Raw genomic sequence first — 13,722 nt, 5'->3', positions numbered from 1 at the left:
GTCTTCCTGTTCGTTCTTTCCATAACCGGAATCATCCTCTGGTGGCCCAGAAAGCTCTTTCGCCTGCGCTGGAACTTCTCAGCAGATGGCGGATCAGCAAAACGCTTCAACTTCGAACTGCATAACTTCGTTGGAATCCTCTCGTCAGTAATCCTGTTTATCTTCGCCTGGACCGCCATCTGCATTCACTGGGAGAGGCAAGTGGAAAAGCTGGCCCAAAAAATGTCCGGCACAGCTGCAGCCCGCCCAGAATTGCCGCAGGTTCCGGCAGCGGGAAGCGTCCCACTCTCGCCAGACCGGCTCATACAGATCGCCCACAATGCACTTCCCGAAGCCAAAATCACAGGAATGCAACTGCCCCAGAGTCCAAAGCAAGCCGTAACCATTGGACTAAAGTTCCCTGAAGACCATACTCCAGCCGGCCGCACCCGCATCCGAATCGACGCTTACACCGGCAAAGTCCTCCAGGTGCAAAGCTCGCGAGACATGTCCATGCCAGTACAGTACGCCCGCATGTGGAACCGCGAACTCCATACCGGCGATATCTTCAACCTGCCCACGCGAATTCTGGCCGCATTCTTCAGCCTGATGCTGCCGGTTCTAGCGATCACCGGACCGCTGATCTGGTGGAACCGGCGCAGAGTGACCAAAGTGGCGCAGAGCTCGGCAGATTCCGAGTTGAATCTTTCCCGCAGCCTTGGCGCTGAGTGACTCCCCGAGCCGGAAGCGGCATGGATACCAACGGTCTTGGTCGAGATATTTCGGAAATGAAGGCTTTGTTACCAAATTGGGAGAACAGTTCGGACGCAAGTGGGTACGCGGTCGTCCCAGCAAGCAATCGGAACCTGCCCCGGCGGCTGAGGACGAGGCCAATCAATTCACGCTGTTTTAAGAACGGTCACTCGGAGAAAATAAATCACGCAGTTCAGGAGCCTGTCGGAGATAGATTTTCTGAAACGAAGAATCAACAACTTGCAAGGAGTGCTGTGTCTGTAAGTTGTTGATTCCTAGTTCGGGAATCGTTCACTCCGACAGGCTCTCAGGCTGCCCCCATTTGTCGGTCCCTTTTGTCGTAGCCGTACGTTACGCCAAAGCCAACGAGGACTGGACCATTCAGACGTATCAGTGCCTTCGCCATTTGACCACCACTGACTTTCGAGCGCGCAGCCGAGACATTCACCTCTCTCCCGTAAGCCAGACCAAATCAGGTCTACTGCTTTTGCCAGATGCCTACATCGCGAACTTTATGAATAATTCCCGGTGATGGAAACGACCCTTCGCTCGATAGATATCCAAGACTTTGCCAAATGGTGAAGTAATTGGATGCTACCGATTGAAGCCCGAGAGGCTGAGTCTTTGTTCCAGCTTGCACCAGCCTGCAAAACAACGAGCTGCAACGGTCCGCCGGTGGCTGTGCTCCAACTGAAACTCGACTACTGGCATTACACGCACGCGCCGGAGAAACAATCATGAGCGGCCCTGATCAAATCCGGTACTCGTTCAAAGGAATCGATCATGATCACGCAAGCGTTAAACCAGAAAGAGATCTCCTACGTGAGGATTACCGTCACTGGAAGGCTGCCGAGGAGATAGCATTTGGCGCTCTCTTCCTCGTTATAGTGCTATTTGCGATTGCAGGATATTTGACTGATTAGAACTGCTAGATCGAGCAGCAATCTTGGATCTTTTATCCCCCTGATGTTTTTTTCATAGCGAAGCCTCAGCCAATTTGAAGAGTACCCACTCGCAAAAGCTTCTGACAGAAATAACAGGTGTCTTCTTGGCGGATATCCTCCAAAGTGCGTTTTGCCTCCCGGGGCCATGTAAACACACCGAGTGACAAGCCCAGCGAAGAGTCCTTGGTTGGTTGAAGACACTCTACAGAAGCAACCCCCTGACCCTTTCGAAGCTCGTCACGCAAATTTCGGAAATCATTTTTCTAGTAAGGAGAACAGATGGCAACGCAAGCCGTACCCAAATTAGAACCAATAAAACCAGGAGTGGTGCCCACCAAAGATTGGACGAAACCCCAAGCGATCGCGATTCCCAAAGAGGGATATTTTGAATCAAAGCAGGGAAGGTATGGCCCTGTGTTTCCGCGAACGCCAGCCTGTCATGGGTTCACGATTATCGCGAAAGCGAAACCAGGAAGAGAGGAAGCTATCCGGGCCTACGGAAAGACACTCGAACAAGCCATTCGGGAAATGCCGGACGCTCTTTCGGTGCTTAAACTTCACTACTTGCGCTGGGTTCTGTTCGACGTGGGGAAAGACAAATATTTCATGTATCAGGGCATTTTCGACACGGACTTCGACAAGTACACCGAAGATGCCGTCGCTCTGTTTACAAGGTATGGGCTGAACACAGTTTTTGAAAACCTTGAGGGATTTCCTGAAGATTGGAGGACGAACGTTCCTGCCTTCGCCAACTTCCTTCACGAACACCAGTGCCCCAGCTTTTTGGAATATGGCGAGTATCCATTCGTTACCGCAGAGGAGATCAAAAAAGCATTGGCCCTGAAAGAAGCCTTTTCCAAGATGCTTGATTTGATGCAGTAGTGCCGATGTTGCCACATGTTTAGGTTCGGTCGTTTACCAGAGAATGTGTGCGCATTGCGGAATTGTAAGCCATATCGAGAACGAGGACATTGATGCTCGACTTCGAAGACATCCAGCACTTTTTGGTAGCACGACCACCTGCCCTCGCAGCGCGCTATGAGTTTTTAACTTTCGCGAATCCATCCTGCGGTCGCAAATGGCTGAGCGGCATCATCGACAAAGTGGGCACCGCAAAGGCTGTTGCCTCGACCAGCCAGTTGGACTCTCGATGGATAACCGTAGCTTTCACCTGGAACGGGTTGAAAGCGCTCGGTGTAGACGAAGGTTCACTGGCTACGTTCCCTCAGGAATTTCGCCAGGGCATGGCTGCTCGTGTAGAGGTACTCGGAAGCACCGGCGCAAATCATCCGATTCATTGGCTCGGAGGCCTGGCGAGCCCCGACCTCCACGCGATTGCCATACTATTTGCCCGCGACGTTCCGGAGCGGGAACGGTGCCGACAGCAGCACAAAGACTATTTGTCAGAATGCGAAGGTGTAGAGATTCTTTCATCTTTAGATCTCGAAGCGATCCCGCCATTCGACTGTGTGCGGGAACACTTCGGCTACCGCGATCGGCTTTCGCAACCGGTGATCGAGGGAATGGGCGTCGAACCGACTCGGGGATCGGGGCCGCCGATCAAGGCAGGTGAATTCTTTCTCGGCTATCACGACGAGGAAGGCGCGCCTCCGCCGCTGCCGCAACCTGCAGTCCTTACCCGTAATGGCAGCTATTTGGCTTATCTCCGGCTGGAGGAACACGTCGGTGCATTTCGCGAGTTTCTCCGCAAACACGGCGAAACCCAGGAAGAGCAGGAACTGATCGCGGCGAAGCTTATGGGCAGATGGCGAAGCGGCGCACCATTGGTTCTTGCACCCAATCATGACGATCCAAGCCTTGGTGCAGATCCGCAGCGAACGAATGATTTTAATTATCGCGAAATGGACCCTCACGGTTTCGCGTGCCCGCTCGGAGCGCACATTCGGCGCATGAATCCACGCGACACCGCCATTAATATGCAGCGCAGGAAAATGATCCGACGAGGAGGCACGTATGGACCTCCGCTTCCTGAGACTGCCTCCGATGACGGTGTTGAGCGGGGGATCGCTGCCTTTGTCGGTTGTGCAAGCCTGGTTCGTCAGTTCGAGTTCGCCATGAACGTCTGGGTAAATGATCCGAATTTCCACGAACTAGGGAATGAGCGAGATCCCATAATGGGAACACAGGACGGCAGCTTCGACATGACGATTCCCAAGCGACCCATTCGCAGGAAGATCACACACCTGCCGGCTTTTACGACGGTCCGAGGAGGCGCCTACTTTTTCCTCCCTGGAATCAAAGGACTTCGCTATCTGATGACGCTTGGGAATGGTTGCAGCTCCATAGCACACGAGGAGGTGCTGACATGAGCCAATCACGATCTGCTCGCACTTATAACCAACAGCATATTCCACGGAAATACACTCCCGGCGGACGACGCTTCAGCATTTACTGGACATGGAGCTACCCCCAGGAAGCCAATCAAAACGTCATCGAACTAGATAATCGCTTCTCGACAATAACTGAAGTTCGCCGGGTGCTATGGCCGAAGTATGAGACTCCGGAGTATTCCGAACAAATGTTTCTGCAAGGGATTGCGGGAACGCTGGAACTTTTCCATCTGTCCACATTAAAGTTCCAGACCCTTGTGGGCGAAACCACAGGCCATCCCGTTGCGGTATACCAGCGGATCGATCAGGCAGGACAGAAGTCACCGCTCGATGAGCGGGTGCTAGGGGACACTGACACTCTCATGGTCTTTGGTCTGGATCACATGGTCACTGAACAGGAAGCTGCCCCAGAAGAAATCGACGCGGTTCGGCAATTTCTAACGCGCGAAGGAACCTGTCTGATCTTGGGTCCGCATCATGATGTTGGTGTTTCATTGGATCTGAACCAGCGCGCGTTGGAGTATGCTCACCACGGAGATCCGCTCGTACCACGTCAGCAGCGGTTTGGTAAGTACACACGCTCCCTCATGAAGGGACTAGGTGTTCCGGTGGAGAACCAGTACGGCCTCCGTCCCGCGGTGGTCAAAGGATCGAACCAAATTGCACCTTTGAACAAAATAGAGGACCTCGACACAGCCGGCTGGCTCAGAGGAGTTACGACCTTTAACTTTCACCCGCATTTACCACACTACCAGGTTACGACTGAGGACACGAAGTCCATTCATGTTCTTGCCAAACAGCCAATTGATCTTTCCAGGCCGCATCCTTTTACCGAAGCGGGAAACCGAGAATTCAATACCTTCATTTGGATGCCATCCACCGATGCTCGTGCCGGGGACATATTGTTAGCTGACTCCACCATATTTACTACCCTGTTTGGCGGCATCGAGTCACTGGAGACATTTTGGAAGAATCTCGCGCTCGCTCCGCTCGCGGGCAAAAAAGTCGTGCACAGGACTGCTCGCGCCGGATGAGAAGTTGCAACTGAGGCAATCGGATTCGACTCTGTCAGATCGGAATTCTTAATGGAACTTCTCAGTAAAGCAGTGCCGGTAACCATGCTCATTTTTGTCGTCTCGAGCATGTTGGCTGTGGGCCTCAGCTTAGGGGTGACGCAAATCCTGGATCCTCTTCGTAACCTCAAGCTCGTCTCCCTTGCGCTGATAGCGAATTTCATTTTGATTCCCATTGCGGCATTCGGCACAGCACGATTGCTGCGTCTCGACGAACCCTTAGGTGTTGCACTGATCTTGCTCGGCACGGCAGCCGGCGCGCCGTTTCTGCCTTTATTAGCGCGGCTCAGCAAAGGCAACATTGCATTCTCGGTCGCCCTGATGGTTCTGCTCATGATCGTATCCGTCGGGTATTTGCCGCTGGTATTGCCCTTTCTCGTGAAAGGTGTCTCAGTCGATCCGTTGAAGATCGCAAAGTCGCTTGTTCTCCTGATGATGCTTCCCTTGGCTATGGGGCTGGTAGTGAAGGCTCGTTTCAGTAACATGGCCGCAAAGATTCAGCCTCCGTTAAATCGAATAGCAAGTTTGACGCTCATGCTGCTGATTGGGCTGTTGTTGGTCACGAACATACAAAACGTCATCAGCCTGTTTGGTACTCGCGGCATTTTGGCGAGCATTGTCTTCCTCGCTGTCTCCACCGCTGTCGGATGGCTGATGGGTGGCGTCGAGGCAACTACAAAAACAGTGATGGCACTCGGCACTGCACAGCGTAACATCGCCGCTGCCCTCGTAGTTGGCGGTCAAAATTTTACCGATCCCAGAGTGGTTGTCATGGTAGTTGTGGTTGCGATCGTCGGATTGCTTTTGCTTATGCCGCTTGCCCGGTTTTTCGGCGCCAAGGCTGAAACAGCCGCGAGTTCCGCGCCCGAAGTCGTGCAGGCCGAGCAAAAAGTCGCGCGCGGAGCTGGACGCTAGCTGTGAACCAATGTCTTTCAGGTAAGTGGGCGTTAGTCTTAGGACTTCTCGTTTCAGTGTTCGTTGAACTAGATCAGGCACAAGTCAGAGGTGTTTACCCACTCGGCATGAATGCGACCAATTCTGGTGTCACACCTGAATCCGGCTTGACATATTCCAATCAGTTTCTTTTTTACGCGCGTGACGAGCTCAAGGGCACGCGCGGGGAAGTTCTCGTCACCGGTCAGAATTCGGTACTGATGGATTTAAACAGTCTCGTTTGGGTGAGCAGTCAGGAATTGCCGATTTTGGGAAAGCCCAAGTTATCGGCTTCAGCCACTCTGCCTCTCGCGAACAACTCGCTTACTTCCGACGCAGAGGGGGCGATCAACGGTGGCGGAGGATTTGCAGACTCTTATTATCAACCGCTTATCTTTGGCTGGCGCACGCAAAGAGCAGGTATTCGAGCCATCTATGGCTTTCTCGCGCCAACGGGTAGCTTTATAGCCGGCGGAACGAAAAATGTCGGTTCAGGTTATTGGACGCAGACCCTGTCTTCGGGCCAAACGTTCTACTTAACGAAGAGCAAGCTGACAAGTGTCTCTGCGTTTGAGATGTATGAGTTTCACACAACTCAGCAAGATACCAAAGTCCATCCCGGACAAAACTTCAACCTCGACTATTCACTCACGCAAAGCGTTGCGGTCAACAAGGAGCTCCGCCTGCAAATTGGCGTTGTCGGCTACGAACAATGGCAGACGACGGATAAAAGTGGACCGAACATCTCGTCCGCTCAAGCCACGGCACACTACGTTGTTAATGCGTTCGGCCTTTCATCCAACGTGAGCTCGCCTGACCGGGGCGTAACCGTAGGCTTCAAATACTTTAAGGAGTTCTCGAATAGCTCGACGTTTCAGGGATATTCAACACAGATTTCGGGCGCAATCCACTTCTAGACTTTCTATAGCTCCACCGGCAGCGACAAACATTCCTCCGACAGCATCGGCATGACTTCGTGAAATCTGCCGACATTCAAAAACCGGGAAAAAGAGTGGAAAAAGGGGACATCCATGATAAGTAAGAGTCAAGGAGAGACGGAGTTCTCCGTTCCCTTGGGAAAGTGGATTCCCGAAGCGGTGCGGTAATTGGCTGGATTAACGAACTGCCGCCGATCCTTCGCCGGGTGCTATAAAAGGCGATGTCAAGGACAAACACTTCTCCCGATCAGATCGGAGAGGAGTTGTTCGGCATCGCCTTTTATAGAACCCGGCGCCCATTAGCAACATGTATCCCGTATCTCGCCCACAGCGAAAAGACGTCCAGTTGAAGCCGAGGGTTCGTAACAACACCAGAACATCAGCGGACCAGAAGGAAGGCGTGATCCTTTCCCGCGGAATCGCGATAGCGACCTACGATGTCTCCCCTTGGGTTGATACCTGTTGCGACCGTTGTCGCCGCACCTGGGTAATCAATGGTCGTATAACCATCCGCATTCAGAAGAAAGCCGTGGGTGACACCGGTCGTGTCCCTATATTGCCCAACGATCTCGCCATTGGGGTTAATGCCTACGCCGATGGTAAAGCCGCCCGTCGATACTGCGCCCGGAACATCGATGGTGGTGAACACGTCCTCGGACAGCAGAAACATGTGAAAGACGCCATCGGAAGTCCGGTAATTTCCGAGGATATTTCCTTGAGGAGTGATGCAGTTGACCTGTGTTTCTGCCGCCCCTGGAACATCGATGGTCATGAAGTCACCATGCCGCAGCAGGAAGCCATGAAAGTGATTGCCTGGGTCCTGATAAGCGCCAACGATGTCGCCAGTCGCTCCGATCCCGAATGGCATCGTGGTTTTCGCTCCCGGGAAATCTATTTCGTGAAACGCTCCGCGTTGCAGGAGGAACCCACGATTCATTGTCAATGTGTAAGCGTACCAGCCCACGGCGTCTCCAGCCGGGTTGATTGACAGAGCGGCCGTCACCGCGGATCCCGGGAAGTCAATCGTGTTAATGCCATCCGGCGTGACCAGGATGCCGTGGAACATAGTCCCGATTACGTAGATTCCGACCATCGTGCCTTCAGGGTTAATGCTGAAGAGCCGGGTGTGCGTTGCTCCCGGATAATCAATCGTCGTGAACGTTTGCGGCAATGCGCGGCTTGACGTTACTGCTATGAGGGCGAGGACCGCTATAGCAAGTACCACTATCCGATTCGCTTTCATTTCGAACCTCTCTTTCATTGGTTTGTATCGAGTGTCTTGCAAGTTACCGGAAGCCAACCGAGGGCGCAGAAGGCCGCGGCTGAAAGGCGATAAAGTTCGAATCGGTTTCGCGAGCAGCGAAGTAACCAAGCAGCCTGCCTTCTGAAGATCGTGTGGGCGGACATTTTCAGCTCCTTCATCACGTGCGAGGCTGCGGCACTCGCCCAAAAAACTCAATACAGCGCGCGTACTTTGTGTGTTCAGCCCACATTCATTGCTAAGTACGAGAGCCTGTGGGACTTAGTCTGCTCTATCGCCTACCTTCCTTTCCCGGAAAGGGCCTATACAGATCTGGTGTAGGATGCTAGTCGCCCAAATTCCACTCTCAAGCTGAGGGTCGTTCCATGCAGCAGACTGCCCGATGCGCGCGCATATTCCGCTTTGGGCCCTTTGAATTCGATCCGGACAACCGAGAACTGCGTAAGCACGGTCTGAAGGTGCGTCTGGTAGGGCAGCCAACGGAAGTGCTAACGCTGTTATTGGAGCGGCGCGGTGAACTGGTCCGCCGGGAAGAATTCCGTCAACTGCTGTGGGCTTCAGACACATTTGTGGAATTCGAGCACGGCGTGAACGCAGCCGTGATGCGTTTGCGGGAAGTCTTGGGAGATTCGGCTGACCAGCCCCGATACGTCGAAACCCTTCCGCGGCAGGGATACAGATTTGTCGCTGCGGTGGAGACGCGAGAATCCAATGCTTCCCGCATCGCCACGCCTCCCGCGCGTGAGAATCCCCCGCAACCAGAGAAAATCTTCGGAGCAAGGGCCAAGCGTCGAACGATTGGCTGGATAGCAGGGATCGGTCTTGTGCTAGTCGCGCTGTCCGTTTTCTTGATCGATTGGAAATTGTTTAGGTTACCGATCCGGAGCGGATCAACGAATGCGCCCAGCATCCGTTCCATTGCTGTCCTGCCGTTGCTCAACATGTCTGGAGATCCGAATCAGGAGTACTTCGCCGACGGGATGACGGATGAGTTGGTCGCGAGGCTATCAAGAATTCGAAGCCTCAAGGTCATCTCGCGGACTTCTGTAATGCAGTACAAGGAAACTAGGAAAACCATCCCGCAGATTGCGCGCGAGCTCAATGTCGATGCTGTAATCGAGGGGAGTGTCGTGCGCGCCGGGCGGCGCATTCGCGTAACGGCGCAATTGATTCAGGCCGCAACCGATCTCCATCTTTGGGCTCAGACTTATGAGCGCGACGTGACTGATGTACTGGCGATTCAGAGCGATATAACAGAAGACATCGCTCACGAAATAAGGGCCACGCTGCCGGCGCCAGATGCCGAAGTCGTTCGGAGTCGGCCTGTCAGCCCAAAGGCACATGAGCTGTATCTTCAAGGTCGCTATCACATTTTGAAGGGCGAGTTTCGAAAGGCGCTGGAGAGCTTTTCGCAAGCGGTAAGAGAGGACAGTGACTACGCAGCTGCGTATGCGGGCGTGGCGGACAGCCAGAACATGCTTGGCCTGTACGAATTCATGGCAGGCAAAGACGCGTTTCCACTTGGACAAGCTGCCGCCCTGAAAGCCTTGGAGCTTGACGACACGCTTGCCGAAGGGCACACCTCTCTGGCCTGGACAAAACTAGTTCATGACTATGACTGGTCGGGAGCGGAGCGGGAATTCCGACGAGCCTTGGAACTGAACCCCAATTATGAAACTGCGCACCTTTGGTATGGACTCGAGCTTGTGTGGGAGGGCAGGTTCGATTCGGGAGTGGCCGAAGTGCAAAAGGCAAAGGAACTCGCCCCATTTGCGGTCCGCACCAGCACTACCGCGGCCTTGGTCTTTTGCCTCACCCATCAGTATGACACTGCGATAATCCGGCTAAAGGAAGCCGTGGAACTGCATCCTGCAGAACCCGGAGGACACGTCTGGCTTGGACTTACGTATCTCAAAAAGGGAATGAATGAACAAGCCATTGCTGAGATTCAGCGAGGTGTGGAATTACTGGAGTCAGCCAAACAGCGACCGGTGAATGTCCCATTGGCCAGGCTTGGATACGCCTACGGTGTGAGTGGAAAGAGGCACGAGGCAGTGATGGTTCTGGAGAGACTGCGGACGATCTCGGCAACTTCATATGTCTCAGCCTTTAGCTTCGCGGTCGTGCATGTGGGACTCGGCCACAACGACGATGCATTCACGTGGTTGCAAAAGGCTTACGACGAGCGCGCCCCCGAACTTGTGTTTCTCAAGGTAGACCCCCGTTTCGACTCCCTCAGGTCAGATACGCGCTATCAGGATCTACTCAGGCGCATGAACTTCCCGTAGGCGCGGTACCCAGCGTTCGTATCCCGAAGCGAAATCAACCCCCGATCTCGACGCAGGGTGGGCCGGGTTCTATATAAGGCGATGTCAAGAGCAAACACATCTCCCGAACAGATCGGAGAGGAGTTGTTCGGCATCGAGCCCTCGGTGGGATCTGCAGACTGACCTGGGCTGAGACTGCGAACATTCCGGTGTTGGTTCTGTCAGAGCTGAGACTACACAAGCTGCTTGGGTTGGATTCCCAACCATGGTTCTATCTGAGACTCAAAGGCCTACAGGTTTATTGGGTTGTCCGAGGAGGCATACGGCGGCTAAGCCGAAAAGAAAAGAAGAATTCCTATAACGGCACGGATAAATCCGTGCCCTTCCCTGAACCGGGGCGCGAGGCCTCGTGCCCTTCCCTAACTCCCGCCTGGTGACCGATCCTTTCACCTTCTATTCCTGTTTCAAACTCAACAACAGGGCACCCGAGGTGGACGTAATGGGGCGCACGAAGCGAAAGGGAAGGGCGAGCCACTCGGCTAATAGAGTCCACCCGGCTTGCGTTTTGTCCGGAGCAGTCATCCTTCAACACCGAACCTGCCTCAGCACCGAACTTGGTTCGGTGCTACCACGAGTCGGGATTGCGAGTCAACGAAAAATCTCATTTCGGAACTCAGACGGCTCTGGGAGAGTGCTCGTCGCAATCATCTGATGTTGGCGCGAGCAACGGATGCGGATTTCAGAATTCACTGCTTATTCACTGTTATTCACTGATCTTTGTGGCGTATGAAAAACGTGACTTTCCGTAATCCCTGACCTGGCAGGCAGTTGCGCGGAATCGTCCGTTGCTCGCCTACCTTCTTAGAAAAAATTCGCTGTTAAATTCGCTGATAAATTCGCTGTTCCGCGGACACCAGTGAATTAGGCGAGGTTCATGCCGAATCCGTTGCTCTACCTGGGAATTGCTCGCTGCGATCTAACGGTATGGCTGGCTTGGCTAAGCTTCGCGCAAAGAAGTAGTGGCCAGGGGCGCAACCGAACCGGGCGGATGGCGCAGCCTTTCCATTTGGTTCTTGCGTCAGACTCGCAGGCAAAGAGTGCTCCATCCGCACGCGATGTTCGCGAGGGATGGGATTCGAGCATGTGCGGAACTCAGTTTGTGATTTCGTCTCAGCGAGAAGCGACGCAATAACCAAGCGCCGAATTAGATTCGCGAGACAAGACTGATACAGCCCTGAAACTTAATTTTGGAACCTTTGCCGCGAAAATCGCGTATTCTCTCCGGCGTGCAAAGTCGTAGCACGTTATTCCACTGGAAAAATACACATGTACTGCAATTTTTGCGGCAATGCGCTTGCTCCAAACCAGACAGTCTGCGGCAAGTGTGGCAATGTTGTTTTGGGCAGACCCACGATTAGCCGGGTGGAACAGCACCTCAGACTGCTGGGGATTCTCTGGATGGCTTACGCGGTCATCCACGCGGTGGCGGGCTGCATTCTGCTGATCGTTGCTCATACCATCTTCGGCCCGGCGAGCAACGTTGATCGTCCGGCGTTTCTCCATCCGCTGCTCACCGGAATTGGTTTTTTCATTCTGATAAAGGCGAGCGTGAGTTTAATCACTGGTTTCGGGTTGCTGGAGCGGCAGAGCTGGGGGCGTCCTCTGGCCCTGGTGATGGCGTTTTTCGCGTTGTTGAATGTCCCTTTTGGGACGGCTCTGGGCGTTTACACTCTGTGGGTGCTGATGTCGCCGCAAGCAGATGTGGAATATGACCGCCTGGCTTCGGCGTAGGATTCCTTCCAGTGCGACTATCCGGAACGCGGCGTATACTCGCCGCAGTTCTTCATGACTTCCTACATCCGCAAGGTCGCCCTTGCTCTTCTGTTTCTGATCTCCGTACAGAAGCTTGGTGTCGCGCAGCGGGAGGCACAGCTCGCTGCGGATCAGCCATCCCAGATCCATTCTCTGAAAGTGACGATTCTCTCAACGATGCTGGCGGACCAGGGTATTGGAGAATGGGGCTTCTCCGCGCTGGTCGAAGCTGACGGACATCGCATTCTGGTTGACACGGGAGCGCGGCCGAACACCGTACTGGAAAATGCGCGTGAACTGCATGTAAAGCTCAGCGACGTGGAGGAGGTCGTCCTCACTCACTTCCATGCCGACCACGTGGGAGGTCTGTTGACATTGCGGCGTGCGCTGCAGAAGGAGAATCCCGCGGCGATCTCGCGGGTTCACGTTGCCCAGGGTATTTTCTATAGCCGACCACAGAAAGATGCTAGCGAAAGTAATCCGATGATCGCGATTCGGCGCGAGTTCGAGGCTGCCGGAGGGCACTTCATTCAGCACGATCATGCAGCCGAGATCTTTCCGGGAGTATGGCTCACGGGACCGGTGCCGCGCCAATTCCCGGAACGGAATTGGAGCGTATCAGCGGGATCTTTGGGAGTGGAGACGCCGCAAGGCTTGCGCGAGGACAACGTTCCCGATGATCAGTCGCTGGTGGTGAATACCAACAAAGGCCTGGTCGTGATTACCGGATGCGGCCACGCCGGAATTATTAATATCCTCACCGACGCCGAGGACCAATACCGGAAGGCCCCGGTGCATGCAGTCTTTGGAGGACTGCATCTTTTCGCCGCAACCGACGAGCAGGTCAATTGGACCGCCGACAAGATGAAGAACCTTGGCGTTGCTTACCTCGTCGGAGCGCACTGTACGGGCATTGAGAGCGTCTATCGTTTGCGCGAGCGTCTGGGACTCACACGAGCGACGGCGGTAGTTGGCGCAGTGGGCGCGAGCTTCGTTTTAGGAGAAGGCATCCACCCCGGCGCCATCGCGCAATGATTCTGGCTCGAGATAGCAAAGTCTGCGGGAACAGAAGTTGGCTGCAGATCCTTACTGTATTTCTCATGATGGCTGCTGCCGTTGCCCAGCAACAATCTCCGATTGAGTATCGGCTGAAGTATTCAGGAACTGCGGACCATCGCGTTCAAATCCACCTTTCTTTGCCAGAGGCCGTTGCCGGAACCAGCAGCTTCGTGATGCCGCGGAACTACCCGGGCGGCTACAGCCTTGTTCCTTACGACTCCTTTGTCGAGAACCTGCGCGCCATTTCCGCAAGCGGAAAGATGCTCGGAGTGGATAAAGAGCCAGATGGTCCACGCTGGCGCATCAAGTCCAGCGAAGATCCGCTGCGCCGAATTGAGTATGAAATTGATAT

13 protein-coding genes are annotated in these 13,722 nt (G+C 54.0%); 12 read left to right on the top strand and 1 reads right to left on the bottom strand.

Annotated elements, in window-relative coordinates; translation table 11 throughout:
* From DMG62_23345 to DMG62_23315, 7 genes are all read left to right on the top strand, one after another.
* The coding region (locus tag DMG62_23345) for a hypothetical protein (protein PYY20531.1) at positions 1–711 on the top strand (711 nt) is incomplete at its 5' end.
* Between the two features lie 758 nt (positions 712–1,469).
* On the top strand, positions 1,470–1,655 hold the full coding sequence (locus DMG62_23340) for a hypothetical protein (GenBank protein PYY20530.1): 186 nt from the start codon (positions 1,470–1,472) through the stop codon (positions 1,653–1,655).
* A gap of 348 nt (positions 1,656–2,003) precedes the next feature.
* The gene (locus DMG62_23335) at positions 2,004–2,558 is read left to right on the top strand and encodes a hypothetical protein (protein ID PYY20533.1); all 555 of its coding nucleotides are present in this window, start codon (positions 2,004–2,006) and stop codon (positions 2,556–2,558) included.
* Positions 2,559–2,650: 92 nt separating this feature from the next.
* Complete coding sequence (locus DMG62_23330; protein PYY20529.1) at positions 2,651–4,006, top strand: peroxidase; 1,356 nt, start codon at positions 2,651–2,653, stop codon at positions 4,004–4,006.
* Positions 4,003–5,061: a hypothetical protein gene (locus DMG62_23325; protein PYY20528.1), complete on the top strand. Its 1,059-nt coding sequence runs from the start codon at positions 4,003–4,005 to the stop codon at positions 5,059–5,061. The genes DMG62_23330 and DMG62_23325 overlap by 4 nt, the downstream gene beginning before the upstream one ends.
* Before the next feature lie 84 nt (positions 5,062–5,145).
* Positions 5,146–6,015 carry a transporter gene (locus tag DMG62_23320; GenBank protein PYY20532.1) on the top strand — a complete coding sequence of 290 codons (870 nt, stop codon included), beginning with the start codon at positions 5,146–5,148 and terminating at the stop codon, positions 6,013–6,015.
* Between the two features lie 107 nt (positions 6,016–6,122).
* Positions 6,123–6,950 (top strand): transporter, encoded by an 828-nt coding sequence (locus DMG62_23315; protein PYY20527.1) that lies wholly within the window; start codon positions 6,123–6,125, stop codon positions 6,948–6,950.
* A gap of 400 nt (positions 6,951–7,350) precedes the next feature.
* Here DMG62_23315 and DMG62_23310 read toward each other — a convergent pair whose 3' ends face one another.
* A complete protein-coding gene (locus tag DMG62_23310; GenBank protein PYY20526.1) occupies positions 7,351–8,421 on the bottom strand; it encodes a hypothetical protein in 1,071 nt (356 codons plus the stop codon).
* Positions 8,422–8,597: 176 nt separating this feature from the next.
* Here DMG62_23310 and DMG62_23305 point away from each other — a divergent pair, with 176 nt between their 5' ends.
* From DMG62_23305 to DMG62_23285, 5 genes are all read left to right on the top strand, one after another.
* On the top strand, positions 8,598–10,520 hold the full coding sequence (locus DMG62_23305; protein PYY20525.1) for a hypothetical protein: 1,923 nt from the start codon (positions 8,598–8,600) through the stop codon (positions 10,518–10,520).
* Between the two features lie 913 nt (positions 10,521–11,433).
* Entirely contained in the window at positions 11,434–11,691 is a 258-nt protein-coding gene (locus DMG62_23300) for a hypothetical protein (GenBank protein PYY20524.1), read from the top strand.
* A gap of 134 nt (positions 11,692–11,825) precedes the next feature.
* Positions 11,826–12,290: a hypothetical protein gene (locus DMG62_23295; protein PYY20523.1), complete on the top strand. Its 465-nt coding sequence runs from the start codon at positions 11,826–11,828 to the stop codon at positions 12,288–12,290.
* Positions 12,291–12,344: 54 nt separating this feature from the next.
* Positions 12,345–13,346, top strand: coding sequence for an MBL fold metallo-hydrolase (locus tag DMG62_23290; GenBank protein PYY20522.1), 1,002 nt, complete (start codon positions 12,345–12,347; stop codon positions 13,344–13,346).
* The coding region (locus DMG62_23285; protein PYY20521.1) for a hypothetical protein at positions 13,343–13,722 on the top strand (380 nt) is incomplete at its 3' end. The genes DMG62_23290 and DMG62_23285, both read left to right, overlap by 4 nt.

This window comes from Acidobacteriota bacterium (assembly GCA_003225175.1).
Taxonomy (GTDB): Bacteria; Acidobacteriota; Terriglobia; order Terriglobales; family Acidobacteriaceae; genus Gp1-AA112.
The sequence above is the reverse complement of the archived record's forward strand: the minus strand, read 5'-3'. Positions and strand labels throughout refer to the sequence as shown.